Genomic DNA, 18,659 nt, shown 5'->3' with positions numbered 1-18,659 from the left:
CTATGAACAACAAACGTTCAAAAGAACTGGAGCAAGCTTATCTGTAATCGAACGGGTCCTTATTACTCTGCGTATGAAGCAGCCGCTCTGCTGAACCGCAGCAGCGCTTCAGTGAGTACCGATCTCGGACAAGCCAGATTGATCCGCAGATGGCCTTCTCCTTCAGGTCCGAACACCGAACCTTCATTAAAAGCCACTTCTGCCTCTTTGTACATCAGATTTTTCAGTCCGGCTGCATCCAGTCCCAGCGCCCGGCAGTCCATCCATAGCAGATAAGTGGCCTCAGGGCGCATAACCTTGACCGCAGGAAGATGCTCTGCGAGATAGCTGATTGCATATTCGGCATTGCCCGCAATATGTTGACGCAGCTCGTCCAGCCATGTCTCTCCTTCATTATATGCCGCCTCTACGGCTTCGGGCGCAAAATAAGACGACATATGCAGGCTGAGCGCCTTCAGCTTACGCTCAAATTTACCCTGCATTTCAGGATTCCGGGCCACGATGAAAGAGGTCTGCAGGCCGGGCAGATTGAAGGTTTTGGTTGCTGCCAGCGTTGTAACTGTAATATCAGCCAGTTCTTCAGATAAAGAGGCAAACGGGATATGCTTGTGTCCGGGAAGCGTCAAATCGCAATGAATCTCGTCCGAAATGACGGTTACCCCGTAACGCAGGCATAAATCTCCAACCTGCTGGAGCTCCTCGCGTTTCCAGACGGTTCCTCCCGGATTATGGGGGTTGCACAGCAGCAGCAGCTTGGCGCCACCCTGCATAAGCGTTTCAAGGTGGGCATAATCCATCTCATACCGCCCATTGCGAAGAATCAGCGGATTCTTGGCCACCTTGCGGTCATTCATCTTAATTACATCATAGAAAGGATAATAGACCGGCGATTGCAGGATCACCTCATCACCCGGCTGGGTGAACAGCTCTACTGATAGGCTTAGTGAAGTGACAATTCCCGGTGAATCCGTGATCCACTCCGGCTGAATCGCCCAATTATGGCGCCGTCCGAACCAGTTTACAATCGCTTGTTTGTAAGAATCACTTGCTACGCTATAGCCATAGACACCGGCTTCCACCCGGCGCAAAATCGCTTCCTTCACCGCCGGAGGGCTCTCAAAATCCATATCTGCTACCCACAGCGGAAGAATATCCTTGTTCCCAAACAGCTTTTCATTCTGATCCCATTTGTAGGAGCGGGTATTGCGGCGGTCAATTATGCGTTCAAAATCATACATTCACTTCAATCCCCCATCATTTCGGCTTTTCAGATTATTGTATCACAGGGGTGGCATTCCGGCATCCTTCACTGTTTCAGCTCCCCTTACGCAGCCGTTCCAGCGACTGGCACACTTCCGTCTGAAATTCATTCTAGTTTGATAAAAAAACCTGGACGGTAAGTACCATCCAGGTTTCAGGAATTCAGATATGAAATTCATTGTTCTTCATGCAGCCTTTTACTTCGCCACCGCACTCCGGTTAATCGCCTTGCCCACCTGCCCCAGAATCGCAGACATCGAATCCGCATCATTCACATCGTAGTCATCAATGTTCAGCCGCAGTACCGGGCAGGCGCTGAACTCGTCAATCCACTGGGAATAACGGCCATGCATATGCTCCCAGTAGGAGACAACGGTCTGGATTTCCATCTCACGTCCGCGTTCATTGATCCGGGTGAGGATCGACGGCAGGCTACCTTCGATATAGATCAGCACGTCGGGATGCGGGAAATACGGTGTCATCACCAAAGCCTCGTACAGGCTGGTGTAGGTTTCATAGTCGGTTTTCGACATGGTGCCTTGATCGGCATGCATTTTGGCAAAAATCCCGGTGTCCTCATAGATCGAACGGTCCTGCACAAAGCCGCCCCCAGCTCGTACATCTTCTTCTGCTCCTTAAAGCGTTCCGCCAGGAAATAAATCTGCAGATGGAAGCTCCATCTTTCGAAATCATGGTAGAACTTCTCCAGGTATATTACTTTATGTGCTCACAATCTCTCTTTTGGGCACTCTTCCGTTACAGAATTGGATAACCTCCGATTGAGGAAGCCATTAAATCTATAGACTTGTTTTATCTACTTCTTTATCTATATCGGCATCCGTCATGTTTAAGAAACCATAATAAGTCGCAAACGGATAATATGCATAAACTTTATTATTATAAACATAGGACAATTTAGGTTTTATTATATAGAATTTGTCCTTGTTTTTTGTGCTAGTTTTTATATCAACTTTCTCTGTACCTTCTGGTTTAATGTTTATAGGTTTATTTTCCAAAGAAGTTTCATTTAAGTCTATTCCCAAATCGATAACCTTTATATCATTCGCAGTAGTATTTGTAAAACTAAAATTATATCCATTAAAATCATTGGAAACCAATGGAAAAGTGTCACTCATAACCAATTTCTCTTCATTCTTATCCTTAGAGACATTAAAGTTCCAAATACCTACCGAGTACTCTTCAACAGAATTATCATCAAATTTTATTTCTATGTACCTTACTTTTTCCTTTCCTGGTTTTTGAAAATATACATCTAATGTAATATTTCTAATATCATACTTTTTTGATGAGTCACTTTTAACTAATTTATAGGATTTGACTTGAGTAGTTACTGAATCCTTAAAGTTTATGGATACGATACTTTTAGTAGATATTTTATCTTTATGGTTTTTCTCAATAAAATAAGCTAAATCAAGAGTATAATTTGTTTTTAGTTCTGATGCTATGGAAGAATTGTATTGGATAAAGTGTGCTTCTGTAAATTTGTCTTTTGTTAAAGAAAAATATGTACCAAAAACCACTACTAAAATAATAAGTATAAATGTAAGAATTATTTTGAATTTTTTAATCATATACTCAAACATCTCCCAACGAATACTAATATCCATTATGTATATATTACCATTAATACCTTTATGTGAAAATAACTTTATATATACAGGGTAAAACATCCATCAATTCAATATAACTTTCTCGAAACTTTATGAGTTTTCCGAAAAAAAAAAGCAGCGCCCCTTGGCGCCGCGATTAAAACCATATAGTTCTAGTCTAAACTCAACATTCGATAAAGGGCCTTACTGATATTACTCTGGAAAATCAGTTAAAAACCTCGTTCCGATAAGCACCGGCAAGCTAATCAGTCCCAACCGTTACTATCCCTCTTATTCCTGTGCTGTCCTCGCTAGAATTACTTCCATCCCAGGAATGTTCATAGGAGGGACCAGGATAATAGCAACTATATTATAATGAACAATCGAAGTTAGTAGTCAAATAGAAACCCTTTACTTCGCCACCTCGCTCCGGTTAATCGCCTTACCCACCTGCGCCAGAATCGCAGACATCGAATCCGCATCATTCACATCGTAGTCATCAATGTTCAGCCGCAGCACCGGGCAGGCGCTGAACTCATTTATCCACTGGGAATAACGGCCGTGCATATGCTCCCAGTAGGAGACATCGGTCTGGATTTCCATTTCGCGTCCGCGTTCATTGATCCGGGTGAGGATCGACGGCAGGCTGCCTTCGATATAGATCAGCACATCGGGATGCGGGAAATACGGTGTCATCACCATTGCCTCATATAGACTGGTGTAGGTTTCATAGTCGGTCTTCGACATGGTGCCTTGATCGGCATGCATTTTGGCAAAAATCCCGGTATCCTCATAGATCGAACGGTCCTGCACGAAGCCGCCGCCCAGCTCGAACATCTTCTTCTGCTCCTTGAAGCGTTCCGCCAGGAAATAAATCTGCAGATGGAAGCTCCATCTTTCGAAATCATGGTAGAACTTCTCCAGGTATGGATTGTGGTCGACCTGCTCCAGCGACGTCTGGAAATTCAGACGCTTCGCGAGGGCTGCAGTCAGCGTTGATTTGCCGACACCCACTGTTCCGGCTACAGTAATAATGGCGTTGTCCGGGATGTTGTATGTGTTCATTTCATAAGCTCCTTTAGTTGTGCGGCGATAGCGCTGAAATCTTCCTGATTCTCTACAAAATCAACCTTGTTCCCATCAATCGTTACAATGACGGTCGACGGTTCGCGGACAGCGAGTGAGGCCATAGCATCATCATAATCTTCTATTAATTGCTGCATATACGCAGGTGAAATTTCCTCTTCGAACGGGCGGCCGCGTTTGGCGATTCTGGCCATAAGAGTATCCAGATCCGCACGGATATAGAGAATAATATCAGGCTTCGGCAGATCATCGGTGAGCACATGGTAAATCTCACGGTATTTGTCCCGTTTCGATCCTTTGAGCGTCCGCTCGCCAAAAATCAGATTTTTATAAATATGATAATCGGAAATAACCGGTTTATCCTTATTGATGTACTCGTTCACGGTATCCTCAAGCTGCTTGTAACGGTTGCAGAGAAAGAACATTTCGAGCTGGAAGCTCCAGTCATCCATATTCTGATAGAACTTGTCCAGGAACGGATTCTCTTCAACAATCTCTTTAATTACCGGAAGCTCAAGCTCAGCTGCCAGCATGGTAGCAAGGGTGGTTTTTCCGGCCCCGATCGGGCCTTCCACTGCAATAAAAGGTGCATGTTTCATTAACGCTGATTTCCTCCTCAGATACGGACAAAACTAAAAAAACAGACTAGGATATTGTATCACAGGTCAGCCGACAATGAGCGACATTTTTCTGCAGAAACTTTTTGCGGGGGGAGCGCGTCTAATTGTAAGTTAATGGAATTCAAATACTAAGGAGACCTCTTATGAAAAAATGGACAAAATTGCTCGGCCTGGCGCTAAGCCTGGCTACAGCAGCCGGCTTTCCTGCAGCCTGCAACGGAGGAGCGGCTGCCGCGGCCGACACTGCAGCTGCTGTTTCCAGTATCGCCGACTACGGGCCGGATCACCTGATCAAAAAGGACGGCAGCCTGTGGGTCTGGGGCGACAGCCGCTCGGTGCCTACACGTGTACCGGGACTTGCTGAGGTTAAAGCTTCCTTCGGCCTGGCCGGGGGCGGAGGGCTTGCAGTTAAGCAGGATTACTCCGTCTGGCAATGGCAGACCAATGCCAAGACTTTAGCAATGGAAACTGTACAAGTACCGGAAATGACTGGCTTGACGGACCTTGCACTGGTGCAGGGTACATACCTGGCTGTAAGCGGGGCCGGTGCGGTCTATCAGGCAGCGTTACCGGAGGACGATACCTCGCGGATCTCCTTATCCCCTGTTGGCGGAATAGAGGGAGTAACTGCCGCCGGGGGGTATTTTGAGGACAATGAAAAGGGCTCCTGGAAAAGATTCCTGTTCCTCAAGCAGGACGGGACGGTCTGGACCTCAACCGATCAGCTTACCTCCTTTCAGCCTGTCCGGAAGCTGAGCCAAATCAACCAGCTGGAGAATAACTTTGCGCTTGCCGGAGACGGCACGGTCTGGACCTGGCCCGTCGAGTCGATTTATAATCCGGTTGCCGGCAGCGATGTAATGAATCCGGTACCTGTAACCGGACTGAAGGATATCCGTATCCTTCGTGATAACGGGCGCAGCACACTTGCCATCGACAATAGCGCTAACCTCTGGTTCCGGGGAATGACCATTACCGGCAGCTCCGACGGCACAACCTTCCATGAGCAGACGGTACCGCTGCGCTTCACCGGAATCAGAATTGTAACGGACGCCTATATTATGGAACGATCTATCGTGGCTTTAACAGCGGACGGCAAGGTATACACAACCTCCATCGGAGAAGAAACGATTACTGCAGAGGCAGTGTTCACTTTGCTGGCCTCCAATATTACCTCCATAAAGGGCGGCGGACGCCACATCGTTATGCAAAAGAGTGACGGCACCCTCTGGGGCTGGGGCGTCAACAAAAACGCTCAGCTCGGCTACGCCAACTATGATTTCAACTTTGACCAGCCGGTGCCTATGCAGAAGCCGATAGCCGTTACGCTGAACGCAGAGCCGGTCAATCTGACGAATGGTGTGATTACCCGCGGCGGCCAGAACTTCGTTCCCTTGCGGTCGCTATTTGATAAACTGGGAGCCATCGTTGCCTATAAAGAGAACCATACGACCACTCCCACCAGTAACGGCGGTACAGCTTCCAAGGTTGAGAAAATAGTAACCATCACCCGAACCGCCGTGAGTAAACCGTCTCTCTCTATCTCCATTAATACTGTAAGCGGGGAGACAACGGTCAACGGTACTGCAGTCACCCTCGCCACACCGCCGTTTATTGTGAACGGTACAATCTATCTCCCGCTGCGCTTTATCAGCGAGCAGCTCGGCGCCACCGTCAACTGGCTGCCGCAACAGGAGGAAATTGCGATTAGTATGAAGTGATGCAGCCTTGCTCTGATGTAGCTATGGTGCAGCTATGGTGCAGCTAAACAATAGTGTCTTCACTCAAAGCAGCCCCGTGTCCCGCCTAATAGGCGTTGATGCGGGGCTGTTTTTTCATCCTTATGTAAAATATGCTTCAAGGGGGTGCTATAACTGCACTTTCTGCAACTATCCGGCGCGAAAAGAGGCTATTTTTCATTTTAACTGCAGTCTGTGCAATTAAAAATCCCCATTTTGCTTCTCAGAGCCGAAATTGCCACTTTTAGTTGTATGAAGTGCAGCTAAAGCCGTGGCGACAGCAAAAATGAGCATAATAAGTGTACAAAGTGCAGCTATCACTGTTCACTATTATCCATTATCCACGAGAAATCAAAAAAAAGCGCCCCGTAAGCCAACTCCAGCCGGCTTGCGGGGCACTCTATTATAAAAAAGAATTAAGACAAACGGCCGCTGAAGTCGCTGTATTCAAACTCGCGGATAATCTTCAGGCCTTCTTCATCGTTGTAGGAAGCAATAGCCGGCAGGTTCACGCCGTTAAACATATGGTTCTTGACCATGGAATAAATCGCCATGTCGAGGAAGACCAGCTTGTCGCCGTATTTCAGCGGTTCCGGGAAGGAATAATCCCCGATGATATCACCCGCCAGGCAGGTCATGCCGCCAAGTCTGTACGTATACGGAAACTCTCCAGGCTGTCCTGAACCGATAATGTTCGGCCGGTAAGGCATCGCGAGCACATCAGGCATATGGCATTCAGCCGAAGTGTCGAGAATGGCAATATCCATGCCGTTGTGCATTGTATCAAGCACAGTTGCTACCAGATATCCGGTGTTCAGCGCCACCGCTTCGCCCGGCTCCAGGTAAATCTGTACATTGTAGGTTTCTTTCATATGAAGGATACACTTGATCAGCGTCTTCAGGTCATAATCGTCGCGGGTAATATGATGGCCGCCGCCGAAGTTGAGCCATTTCATGCCGTGCAGATACTGACCGAACTTCTCTTCCACAACCTTGAGGGTACGCTCCAGTGTGTCGGAGTTCTGCTCACACATGGTATGGAAATGCAGCCCTTCAATGCCTTCAAGCTCTTCCGGACGGAAGTTCGGCAGGGTTACGCCCATACGGGAGTAGTTGTAGCAAGGATCATAGAGCGGCACTTCAATCTCGGAATATTCCGGATTTACACGGATTCCGCAGCTGATTGGCTTGCCGGCATTCTGTACGCGGTCCTTGAACCGGTTCCACTGGTCAAACGAGTTGAACACAATGTGATCGGTATAGCGCAGCAGCTCGTCGAATTCACGGTCCATGTAAGCCGGTGCGTAGACATGCACTTCCTTGCCCATTTCCTCAAAGCCCAGCCGGGCTTCGAACAGGGAGCTGGAAGTCACGCCATGCAGGTATTTGCCGACCAGCGGGTACAGAGCGTGCATGGAGAAGCCTTTTTGCGCCAGAAGAATCTTCGCTCCGGTACGCTCCTGCACGTAATTCAGGGTCTCCAGGTTCTTCTTAAGCAGCCGCTCATCGACAAGATAGGCAGGTGACGGCAGCGAGCTGATGTCGATATCGATTTCTTTCATTGCCTTACGCCCTAGTCCAGCAGCGTCGGCGAGAAATCTTCTTGCCAAGGCAGCCCGTGTTTATTGAGTGCATCCATGAATGGGTCCGGATCGAATTCTTCGATATTGTGTACGCCCGGTTTGTTCCAGATGCCTTTGATAATCATCATAGCCCCGATCATGGCAGGAACGCCGGTTGTGTAGGAAATGGCCTGGGAGCCCACTTCTCTGTAGCATTCTTCATGATCGCAGACATTGTAAACATAATAGGTTTTCGGCTGGCCGTCTTTAGTACCCTGAATGATACAGCCAATGTTGGTTTTACCCTTGGTTCTTGGTCCGAGGGATGCCGGGTCTGGCAGGATAGCCTTCAGGAACTGCAAAGGAATAATCTCTTTGCCTTCATACATAATTGGCTCAATCGAAGTCATGCCGACATTCTCCAGCACCTTCAGGTGAGTCAGGTAGTTCTGGGAGAAGGTCATCCAGAAGCGGATTTTCTTCACGCCTTTGATATTTTTGGCCAGGGATTCCAGCTCTTCATGATACAGCAGGTAAATATCCTTAGGACCGATCTCCGGGAGATCGTAGACTTTCTTCTCGGACAGCGGAGCCGTTTCAATCCACTCGCCGTTCTCAAAGTAGCGTCCGTTCGCAGTAATTTCGCGGATATTGATTTCAGGATTGAAGTTGGTAGCAAACGGATAACCATGGTCGCCTGCGTTCGCATCCACAATATCAATCGTGTGAATTTCGTCAAAATAATGCTTCTGTGCATAAGCGGTGAACACACCGGTTACGCCTGGATCGAAGCCGCTGCCGAGCAGCGCAGTAATTCCGGCCTTTTCGAATCTTTCTTTGTAGGCCCACTGCCAGGAATATTCAAATTTCGCAGTATCCTGCGGTTCGTAGTTAGCGGTATCCACATAGTGCACTCCCGTTGCCAGGCAGGCATCCATAATGGTCAGGTCCTGATATGGGAGAGCGACATTAATCACGACATCCGGCTGGAAGCTCTTGATCAGTTCAATGACCTCTTCCGTATTATCCGCATCGAGCTGAGCAGTAGAAATCTTCGTCTGGCCTCCGGCCAATTTATCTTTCAGAGCATCACATTTCGCGAGGGTTCTGCTCGCTATGCAGATCTCTTCAAATACATCCGGGTTCTGGCAGCACTTGTGCACGACAACACTAGCTACACCGCCAGCGCCAATAATTAACGCTTTTCCCAAAATAGATAACCTCCTAATATAAGAAATCCGTAGTTCAGATCTGACTTATAACGTACAAGCCATTTCCAGTTGCAAAAATCAACAAGGCTGATTATACATAAAGCACAGCAATAAATCAATAAAAAACGACAAAAATTGATACGTAGTCTGTAAAATCTTCGGTTTTTCCTGTTAATACTCTTGAACGCATGTAAATACACTGTAATGCTGCGTTTTTCTTAGCTTTCTAGAAGAAACATTGCCAGATGGCCCGGCTACTTGAAACCTAAATCCCCATAAGAAGGACAACTAGATTATTGTATCACAGCAGCGCCTTTCTTCATACGTATTATTTGAAATCAATGAACAGGCTCACCTCCGGAAAATAGGCACACTATGTATTCTTACCCGTTTTCACCTGTTCGCTAACTGCTTAGGGAGCCGCCGCAGCAGATACACTTAGGTGTAGTATGTGTAACAGCCGAAATCCAATACCTCGATTATCCAGCGTTACATCCGCTGTATCCTGATGCCTTATAACAGACACAGAAAAAAACGGCATTGCTGCCGTTTCTGTAAAGTTTTTTATTATGTTCTCCAGATTCAGCCGAACATCCATTTCAGAGCCGCGGAAGTGTGCTCAGGTCCCGGGAGCGTTAGGTAGCCGCTGTCGGCCGCGAGACCTTACTGTCCGAAGCCCACCCGCGGCCGCTCGCGCTCCTTGGTCTCCAGCGCTACTGCACGAATTGAGGTGACCGGAATGTACAGCACCTGATATTCTGTCCGGTATTTCACGAAGCGCTCGTCAAGCTCTTCCAGAACACCGTCCCTTACACTCGTACCATCCAGAAAATGTACCGCGACTTTCTGCCCTTTCAAATCTGCCAGCATGGTTCATCCGCTCCTTTACTTATAGGTTCGTGATTACTTTGTCGATAATGCCGTATGTCATTGCCTCATCCGCGGACATGAAATAATCCCTGTCCATATCCTTCGCGATCTTGTCAGCCGGCTGGCCGGTCCGGCCTGCAGTGATCTGCACGACCTTTTCCCTAATCTGCAATATCCGTTTGGCGCTGATGGCAATATCGCTGGCTTGCCCCTGGGCACCGCCATGCGGCTGGTGGATCATAATTTCACTGCTTGGCAGCGCAAATCTTTTGCCGGGGGCTCCGGCCAGCAGCAGCAGTGATGCGAAAGAAGCCGCAAAACCGGTGCATATCGTGCTGACCTGCGGTTTGATTACCTGCATCGTATCATAAATTCCGAACCCTGCGGTAGTTGAACCTCCCGGACTGTTAATAAACATTTGGATATCTTTATCGGGTTCTTCCGCCGCAAGATATAAAAGCTGGGCAATAATGCTGTTCGCCAGCTGATCATCGATCGCCGCACCGACAAATACAATCCGGTCTTTCAGCAGCCGGGAATAAATATCGTAGGACCGCTCGCCTCTGCTCGTCTGTTCAATTACATAGGGGACAATACTCATGATCCATACCTCCTGGGATATAACTTGATTTGATATCCTGTAAACGGATCAGGGGCGGCAAAGGATACGGAACCAAGCCAACAAAAATAGCAGCAGAACCCGCGTATCTTTTAATAAGGGCTGTTCGTTTATATAATAAGGGAATATGCCAAAGGAATAGCTGAAAAGGAGTTGTGTGAGCATGATGATCCTTGAAGAATACAGCACCCTAAAGCTTGAGGAGGACCACAGCCTGCAGTCGCTTAGAGCTGCGTTAAACCGCTACTGTCTGACGCTTACCCGCTCCGGGCATGAGGCTGAAGATCTGGCCCAGGACACCTGGATGAAGGTGCTCAGCTACGGAAAATTCTCCGCAAGCCCCAATCCGGAAGCCCTGCTGCTGCGGATTGCTAAGAATACCTGGATCGATACCGTCCGGCGCAAGGCTTCCTTGATGCGTGTAATGGGCCGTGAACGGAACGGGGCAGAACCTGAGGCAGCGCAGAGCAGCCTTTCGGAGATCGAAACAGCTTTTCAAGCCTTGATCAAACATCTGTCGCCGGTGCAGCGGATGGCATTCCTGCTGCGTGATGTGCTCGGCTACTCCGCAAACGAAACGGCGGTTCAGCTGGATACTACAGAGGGGGCGGTCAAAGCTGCGCTTTACCGGGCGCGGCAAGCGCTCGTAGCTGTGCGGAAGGAGCTCGCCGCGGATGGGCCTGCCCTCCCGCAGGATGCGGATTTCAGGCTGCTGCTGGCTGCGCTGGCGGATGCCTATGAACAGGGGCAGATTCCCGTCATGCTGGAACTTCTGCGCCAGGACCGAGCAGCAGAGCTCACCACGGCGGTCAGCACATCCGCTGTGCAGGCCCAGTTTGCGGGCTGCCGCTTCACCGCAAACAGTACCGTCATCTATTCCGGAATGCGGATGGCGGCCTAACAAGAAAATATTAAAGGAGGCAGAAGGATGAGGAACATACTTGTGCTCGGGGGAACCCGTTTTTTTGGCAAGAGGCTGGTGAAACGGCTGCTTCAGGATGAAAATACACAGGTGACTATACTGACCAGGGGCATGGCAGAGGATGATTTCGGCGATCAGGTGACCCGTTTAACCGTTGACCGTTCGGATTCAGAAGCGCTGGCCACGGCGGTGCATGGCCTGCAATTTGATGTCGTCTATGACAATATCTGCTACTCCCCCGATGATGCAGCTGCTTCAGCCCGGATTTTTGCTAACAGAACGGGGCGCTACATCCTGACCTCCAGCTTATCTGTATACGATCCAAGACCGGAAATACTGAGTGAAGCGGACTTTGACCCTGAGACTTATCCCATGCGGCTGGGTTCCAGAGAGGACTTCAACTATCAGGAAGGCAAAAGACTGGCTGAAACTGTGCTGCTGAAACAGGATTCTTTTCCTGTGGCAGCCGTCCGCTTTCCGATCGTCCTAGGGACGGATGATTATACGCGGCGGATGCATTTTCACATCGAGCATATCGCCAGCGGCAAGCCGATCGGGCTTCCGAATCCGGATGCTCTGATCTCGTTCATCCGATCCGATGAGGCTGCGGACTTCCTTTACTGGCTGGGCTTCTCCTCGTTGGCCGGACCCGTGAATGCCTGCTCAGACGGTGCAATCGCCATCCGGGATATTCTCTCGATGATCGAAGCTGTTACAGGCAAGCAGGCCATTATTCTAAGCGAAACAGCCGAAGAGGATAGTTCTCCCTTTGGCATTGAAGAGTCGTGGGTTATGGATACAGCAAAAGCCCGCGCAGCGGGCTTCACCTTCCTGTCTCTAGCTGAATGGCTGCCGGAGCTTATTGCCTTGCTCCATGCCTCACTCAGCCATCGCGAGTAACGGTACACTTGTCTCCTCCGGCGGTTTCCGGGCATCGTCTATGGTCAGCAGCTGTCCGCCGCCGGGGTTCACAGTTTGACTCTCTCCAATCTTGAAGACATTGATTTCCCTGAACAACCGCCGCGAGATTTCACTAATCTCCTGTGCCTGGCGGGCGATATCGTGAATGGCCTGATCCTGCTGTGTGCTGGAGGCATTCACTTCCTGAACGCCCGCCGCTGTCTGTTCAGCTACGGATGCTACCGAGTGGATCGATTCCCCCAGCCGTGAATTGATCTTCCGGGTCTGCTCCACCTTGCTGTGGATCTGCCCGATCTGCCGGCTGATGCCGGCAATCGAATCGTCAATCGCCGTGAAGGAAGCAAGGGTTTCCGCAACCTGGGTATCCTGCTCCTCCAGGCTTTTTTTCGATTCCAGCATGTATGCCTGAAAGTCCGCCATGCTCTCCTGCAGCTCCCCGATTATCCGGCTGATCAGAATCGAGGAATCGCTTGTCTGTACCGATAAATGCCGGACTTCATCCGCAATCACCCCAAAGCCTTTCCCAGCCGCCCCTGCCCGGGCCGCTTCAATTGCCGCATTCAAGGAGAGGATATTGGTCTGCTTGGAAATCTCTGTGATGGAATTCGTAATCCGCGAAATATCTCCGGACTGCTCCACCAGCTTCTCAAGTGCCTGATACACCTTGCCGATGGAAGCACGGGACTTCTGTGATCTGCGCTGCAGCTCACTGATGGTTTCCGAGCCTTTGCGTGCATTCTGGTCAGCGCTCTGGCTTGTCGCAAGCATAACATCGGTATAAACCGTAATCTCCGCCACTTCCCGCTCCAGTTCCTGCAGCAATAGTGAACTCTGTTCAGACTGAACGGCCTGCTGATCTGCTCCTACCGAAATTTCCTGAATGGTCTTGACGATATCTTGATTGGTATGGGCAGTAACCGATGAGGACTGCTGAAAGGACTGGGAGTAATCGGCCAGCGTTGAGGCTACCTGCACCGTCTGGCGCAGCATCTCGCGGACCCGTGTGACCATATGGTCAAAATGGAAGCTCAACCGCCCCAGCTCATCATTATACGGTGAATTGATCTGCTGGCGCAGATCGCCTTCGGCGATTTTCCGCAGAGCAGTCTGCAGCTTGTCCACCGGAGACAGGAACGAACGGATCAGCAGCAGGGCCAGCACCAGCGTGAACGCGAATACTGCGATTGCAGCATACATCACTATAGATACGGTATGGTCCAGCAAAGTAAAAGAATGGGCCTGCGCCGCTTCCGCATTATCCGCTGCTGCCGTATATAGCTTCGCATTCCGCTCCAGCAGCGTTTGATTCAGTGCAAGCGCCTGCGTATGCAGCCCATCAATCTGCTCCAGGACAGTTAGCGGATCCAGATCGGTATTCTCCAGCGTATTTACCAACTCATTAACATAACCTGTATATTCATCCGCTTCAGTACGCAGCTGCTGCAGATCTTTCCACGCGGAGGTTCCCTTGTCAAAATCCACTTTGGCCATAGCTGCCGCAAGCCGCTGCTGCTTATCCTTAAACGGCCCGGCCAGCTCTGCGTCACTGGACTCAGCCAGGGAAGTCTCCAGACTGTTCAGCTCCTGCAGCAGCTGAGTGATTGTAGAGACGGTGATTCTTTTTTCCATCTCGGTCTTCTGCCGTTCCATCGACTGCTCCACCTGATTAATCTTCTGCCCCTGAAGCAGTGCAACCCCCAAAAAGATAAGTGAAATTGCTGTAAAGCTAAGAATCAGCTTCCATTTCATAGATAAGTGCAGCCTACTTCTTTCCAAGCTTATCATCCCTTCTGCTAGATCTCGGACTTATGTATGTATTTCATGTCATGTTTTCATTGTAGAAGCTGGATATTAACTATTCTCCAGTGTTATGTATGCGCATCGTAAACTAATTGCTGCAATGCTGTTAACGAGGGCTAAAGGAAGGCCGACAAAAAAAAGACAAGCACCGCAGGCGGCACTTGTCTTCGGAACAATTATGAGGGCATTATAGCACGGAAGCAGCAGTATCTGAAATTTGAACTGTAGGCAGCAGACAGCAGATACAGCTCTTATTGTACAGCCTTCAGCAGCTTAGCCAGCATATGTGCAGCCTCTTCACGGGTAGCCGAAGCTTGCGGGGCAAAGTTAATTTTGCCTGCAGCTGAAGCCTGACCGGATAGGATACCGGCCTGCTGGACAGCACTCACGGCCTCTCGCGCATAGGGGCTGATAGCCGTCTGATCGGCGTATACAGCAGGGCCGCTGCTTACAGGCAGATTCCAGTTCATAGCATCCGCGAGACGAAGGATCATGACCGCCAGCTGCTCACGTGAGACTTCAGCCTTGGGATCAAATTTGCCGCCTCCTGTTCCGTTGACGATGCCATTAGCATTCGCCCAGGACACAGCCGCCGCATAATAATCCTCCGGCTTCACATCAATGAAGCTGCCAGCCGGGCTGCCCGGCTCCGCTCCTGCCAAACGGGCCAGCAGCAGGGCTGCATCCCCGCGGCTTAACTGGTGCTTGAGGCCGAACTGCTCGGCTGAGGTTCCGGAGATGATTCCACGGGCTGCCAGATACGTTATAGAATCCTTCGCATAGCTGCTTGAAGTATCCGTAAACACCGGCTTGTTATAGCCCACAGCATAAACGGAGAAATGAGGGGTACGGAAGGTCAGCTGACCCGCCACTGGATTGTAGCTGCTGGCAGGAAGCACGACCAGTCCACCTGTTGCCGTCACTTGATAAGCTGCTACTGCATTGACATCTTCACCTGCCGGGAGTGTATATGGGATGCTGACCGACACGCCCCCGCCACCGAAGCTGGAAATGTCCTTGCTTCCTGCCTGAACTGTAAGGCTCAGCACCGGCCGGCTGCCGATGAGGCTGCCTGCCGCAGCACTGGCTCCGGCTGCCGCTGTAGGGAGATCCGTTCCGGCAATCGTCAGGCTGACCGCCTCCCCGCCTGCAGCCATGTGAATTGCCGAAGCTGCAGTCCGGTCGAATGAAACGGTTCCCGCCCCTCCCGTGAATGTCACCGTCTTCAAGGAACTACCGGCAAGTTCAGCCCAGACTGCTGCAGGAAGCTTAACGGTAAGATTCCGTCCAGCTTCTCCTGAAGGCGTGCGGAACTCCAGCTCCGCCCCGCCTGAGCTCTTGAGCGCCTCAAGTGCGGCAGTCACGGCTTCAGCGCCTACAGAGAAGAATTGGCTCCCGGCTGCATCAGCTGCTGCCTTCACTTCCACAATCGCCTTGCCGCCCGTGACATTAACTGCTGTTTCCGGCTTGGTGACAACCGCTGCCGATCCGCCGGAAGGCGCCGAACCCGGATAACTAATAACCGGATCGGCTGCCGTTACCGTCACCTGCGCCTGGGCGATACCATACCCATCCGCACTGTATACGGAGACTACTGCTGTTCCCGCCGCGAGCGGACTAACCTTTCCGTTCTGATCAACCGAGGCTACAGAGGAGTTGGAGGAGCTCCAGCTCAAGCCTTGCCCTGCTTCGCTTACGGGTTGCACCGTTGCTTGTAGTTCTGCTGCGCTTCCGCCCGCCTGGAGCGACAAGGAGGTCTGATTCAAAGTCACCTTTGTCACATTTAATTGATAGACCGCCACTGTTCCGCCGACTTCATTGGCTACCAGCACCAGCGGAAGCCCTGTCGGGCTGTCCGTTGCCGGGATGAATTCGATGCCTTCCGGACCTGTGTCGGTTTCCAGATTATTTTTCGGCGTAAACTCACGAGAGTTGATATAGTTTACAAACTGCGGCTGCTCCGGGTTCGTCACATCATAGGTCATCATACCGCCGACGCGTTCCAACCCGACAAACGCCAGTGCCCTTTGCCCCACCTTGCCGATTTTGACATATTCGGGCTCCGGCCCTTTTTTGGTGCTGCGGCTGTCCAGGGTAGTGTTGCTGTTGCTGGCATTGAAGTACGCCGGCAGGCGCTCCGAAGTGATCTGCTCGAATTCACTGCCGCTGTCATACACCTGCTTAAGAGACCCGGCATCCCATACGGAGAAGGAACGGCCGCCATACAGATAAATGCCCTCATGCCCCATATCTGACATCACCTCTACGCTGTCATATTTCTTCTGTCCGTTCAGGAACTTTGCAGCAGCCGAATCCGGCTTGAGTGAATTCTTCATGGAGCCGATGGTGGTGGCATTTTCCTTGCTGTCCCAATCAGTAGCATCCCCTTCATTAGCCGTGAACAGATAGGTTTTTCCGTTCACCGTGTACTGGCTGATGCCGTCCGGCATGTATACACCATAAAATGGAACATTCTCGAGGTGAATCTGATTGTCCTTTACCAGATCAAGCGCATTGCGCGGATCGCTCAGATCCTTGAATCCCAGACCTTTCACCCACAGCAGCTTGCCTGAGATTACATCAACCGCCGCCACTGCATTGTTCTCCTGAAGGGAAACATAAGCCGTCTCCTGATCATCGGACAGCTCAATGAATTCCGGCTCCAGATCACGTACGGCGTCTTCCTTAGTACCTTCACCGGTGATTAACTTGCTTACAGGGTCCACCGCACCGCGGATATGCACGAGATCATCAATGAGGCCGGGATTATCGAATTTAACGGTTGTGGCCGTTCCGGTGACCGTATCGATAATCGTCACGCTGCCCTCCGGATCACCTGCCAGTGTACGCGGCTCGGCTTCATCTGCCGTAAGAATATACCGGCCATCCGCCGTATATTTAATCATATCTGGCTGGATGCCGGCTTCATAGGTTTTCAGCAGCTTGCCGTCATAATCAAGGACAAGAATCTTGCCCTTCTTCATCGCATCTGCTTCCTGGACAGCCACAGCAATCCGGCCGGTCGCCGTGTTAATATCGACGCTGGTCAAGTCTCCATAGCTGAAGCCCCCGGCTTCGGATAGTGCCTCTACATTAATGCTTGCCTCCTTCTCCGGATGTACGCCATCCTTCAGATAAACGATATCTACAGTCGCCGGATGAGTTGAGCCATTGACCAGATAGAACTTCCCGTTGGCCGGGTTGTACTTGACGATCTCCGCCACGCCGCCGTCTTCGTTCGTGGTTCCCACAGAATATCCGCCGATCTTCGTAACCTGGATGACATCTTTTATCGGCTCCGAAGCCGCCTGACCGACAACCAGTGAAAGGCTGCCTTCCGCCTTCACCGGGGGAACCGCGCTGTCATACACCGCGTAGCTCACCGTTGCCGTGCCTGCCGCAAGCGGAGTTCCGCTGATGATCCCCGAGGCCGCGTCAAGGCGGAGGCCTTCCGGCAGACCAGTTGCCGCGAAGGAATAGGGCTGCACCCCACCATATACAGAGAGTGACACCGTGTAGGGTGATCCTGCTGTTACAGCCGGGAGTGAAGCCGTGGCTACGCCAAGAGCGGGAGCTGTGACCCCCCAGCTTCCATCGCTGCTGCTGTGCGGCTTCATCAGATTCAGTGCTACAGCATCCAGCGAATCAAAGCTGATCTGCCTCAGATCCTCCTTGTTATTATCCGTATCCGTGAATTCTGCCCGGCGGACCGACTTTTGCTTCGAGGTTCCCCCGGTTTTGCCTGTCGGATAATCCAGTTCATAACCGTCTATCACGGAACCGCTGTCATTTCCGGCCGTACCGATCATATCCACATAGGCTGCCGGCTTATTCTGGAACGGGTTGGGCGTATCCAGCAGGTCGGTGCTGCTAAGCAGCACAACCTTCATCCCTTTATTATTAAAAAGGATATCCTTCCACGTCTGGTCAGCTTTACTGCTGATATCACTCTTAAAGGACGGATTGGCCTTGCTGTCTATGATTAAATAGGAAGAGTGCGCTTTAATCGTGCCGTTCAGATTCAGCTTACTCCAGGCCCCGTTCATAGCCGGATCAGAGTATTGCAGGGACCAGCCGCTTAAATCAACAGCGGAATCAGTAGGATTATAGAGTTCAATATATCCGTTAGAGAAATAACCGCCCGTGGTTGCCGCATCCCCGCCGCCATATACCTGGTTTACGATAATATGGGGAACGCTCACATTATAATTGCCGTCAGTAGTATAAGGAGTACCCGGCAGAATCGCTGCAGTAGCTGCCGCCGGGCCTGCGCTCCATGCGGGAACGAGCGTCAGTTCAGCTGCAAGCAGCAGGGAGAGTAGGGTTATGCCTGATCTTTTCAAGTCGTTGTCACTCCTATAGATTATTTTTAACAACTATAGTGGACGAGTATTTGCTGATATGCAGAGTTACATCAAATGAACGTAAACTGCAGAAAC

13 protein-coding genes and 1 pseudogene are annotated in these 18,659 nt (G+C 50.6%); 3 read left to right on the top strand and 11 right to left on the bottom strand.

Annotation, left to right across the window (positions count from 1 at the left end; genetic code table 11):
• Positions 1-62: 62 nt before the first annotated feature.
• The 5 genes and pseudogenes from JRJ22_RS09325 to JRJ22_RS09305 all read right to left on the bottom strand — a co-directional run bounded on the left by JRJ22_RS09325 (position 63) and on the right by JRJ22_RS09305 (position 4,555).
• Complete coding sequence (locus tag JRJ22_RS09325) at positions 63-1,238, bottom strand: MalY/PatB family protein (protein WP_206104203.1); 1,176 nt, start codon at positions 1,236-1,238, stop codon at positions 63-65.
• A gap of 219 nt (positions 1,239-1,457) precedes the next feature.
• Positions 1,458-1,972 (bottom strand): annotated as a pseudogene (locus JRJ22_RS09320) (deoxynucleoside kinase); the annotation flags it as partial.
• 85 nt (positions 1,973-2,057) lie between these two features.
• Complete coding sequence (locus JRJ22_RS09315; protein WP_206104202.1) at positions 2,058-2,852, bottom strand: hypothetical protein; 795 nt, start codon at positions 2,850-2,852, stop codon at positions 2,058-2,060.
• Positions 2,853-3,281: 429 nt separating this feature from the next.
• Entirely contained in the window at positions 3,282-3,935 is a 654-nt protein-coding gene (locus JRJ22_RS09310) for a deoxynucleoside kinase (RefSeq protein ID WP_206104201.1), read from the bottom strand.
• Positions 3,932-4,555, bottom strand: coding sequence for a deoxynucleoside kinase (locus JRJ22_RS09305; RefSeq protein WP_206104200.1), 624 nt, complete (start codon positions 4,553-4,555; stop codon positions 3,932-3,934). Before JRJ22_RS09305 ends, JRJ22_RS09310 begins: the two co-directional genes overlap by 4 nt.
• Positions 4,556-4,719: 164 nt before the next feature.
• Here JRJ22_RS09305 and JRJ22_RS09300 point away from each other — a divergent pair, with 164 nt between their 5' ends.
• Positions 4,720-6,297 carry a stalk domain-containing protein gene (locus JRJ22_RS09300; RefSeq protein WP_206104199.1) on the top strand — a complete coding sequence of 526 codons (1,578 nt, stop codon included), beginning with the start codon at positions 4,720-4,722 and terminating at the stop codon, positions 6,295-6,297.
• 434 nt (positions 6,298-6,731) lie between these two features.
• Here the strand turns inward: JRJ22_RS09300 and nspC are convergent, their stop codons facing one another.
• The 4 genes from nspC to JRJ22_RS09280 all read right to left on the bottom strand — a co-directional run bounded on the left by nspC (position 6,732) and on the right by JRJ22_RS09280 (position 10,559).
• The gene (gene nspC, locus JRJ22_RS09295) at positions 6,732-7,868 is read right to left on the bottom strand and encodes a carboxynorspermidine decarboxylase (protein WP_408637890.1); all 1,137 of its coding nucleotides are present in this window, start codon (positions 7,866-7,868) and stop codon (positions 6,732-6,734) included.
• Positions 7,869-7,888: 20 nt separating this feature from the next.
• Complete coding sequence (locus JRJ22_RS09290) at positions 7,889-9,088, bottom strand: saccharopine dehydrogenase family protein (protein WP_206104198.1); 1,200 nt, start codon at positions 9,086-9,088, stop codon at positions 7,889-7,891.
• 663 nt (positions 9,089-9,751) lie between these two features.
• The gene (locus tag JRJ22_RS09285) at positions 9,752-9,958 is read right to left on the bottom strand and encodes a hypothetical protein (RefSeq protein ID WP_206104197.1); all 207 of its coding nucleotides are present in this window, start codon (positions 9,956-9,958) and stop codon (positions 9,752-9,754) included.
• 19 nt (positions 9,959-9,977) lie between these two features.
• Positions 9,978-10,559 carry an ATP-dependent Clp protease proteolytic subunit gene (locus JRJ22_RS09280; protein WP_206104196.1) on the bottom strand — a complete coding sequence of 194 codons (582 nt, stop codon included), beginning with the start codon at positions 10,557-10,559 and terminating at the stop codon, positions 9,978-9,980.
• Between the two features lie 181 nt (positions 10,560-10,740).
• Here JRJ22_RS09280 and JRJ22_RS09275 point away from each other — a divergent pair, with 181 nt between their 5' ends.
• Both JRJ22_RS09275 and JRJ22_RS09270 read left to right on the top strand, forming a co-directional pair.
• Positions 10,741-11,478 carry an RNA polymerase sigma factor gene (locus tag JRJ22_RS09275; protein WP_206104195.1) on the top strand — a complete coding sequence of 246 codons (738 nt, stop codon included), beginning with the start codon at positions 10,741-10,743 and terminating at the stop codon, positions 11,476-11,478.
• Between the two features lie 27 nt (positions 11,479-11,505).
• Positions 11,506-12,399: an NAD-dependent epimerase/dehydratase family protein gene (locus JRJ22_RS09270; RefSeq protein WP_206104194.1), complete on the top strand. Its 894-nt coding sequence runs from the start codon at positions 11,506-11,508 to the stop codon at positions 12,397-12,399.
• Here the strand turns inward: JRJ22_RS09270 and JRJ22_RS09265 are convergent.
• Positions 12,379-14,169 carry a methyl-accepting chemotaxis protein gene (locus JRJ22_RS09265; protein WP_206104193.1) on the bottom strand — a complete coding sequence of 597 codons (1,791 nt, stop codon included), beginning with the start codon at positions 14,167-14,169 and terminating at the stop codon, positions 12,379-12,381. The two genes, JRJ22_RS09270 and JRJ22_RS09265, sit on opposite strands and share 21 nt — an antisense overlap.
• 302 nt (positions 14,170-14,471) lie before the next feature.
• The gene (locus JRJ22_RS09260; RefSeq protein ID WP_206104192.1) at positions 14,472-18,563 is read right to left on the bottom strand and encodes a choice-of-anchor I family protein; all 4,092 of its coding nucleotides are present in this window, start codon (positions 18,561-18,563) and stop codon (positions 14,472-14,474) included.
• Positions 18,564-18,659: the final 96 nt, after the last annotated feature.

Source organism: Paenibacillus tianjinensis, from assembly GCF_017086365.1.
GTDB lineage: Bacteria > Bacillota > Bacilli > Paenibacillales > Paenibacillaceae > Paenibacillus_AQ > Paenibacillus_AQ tianjinensis.
Note: the sequence above shows the minus strand (reverse complement) of the source record. Positions and strands in the feature narration are given on the sequence as shown.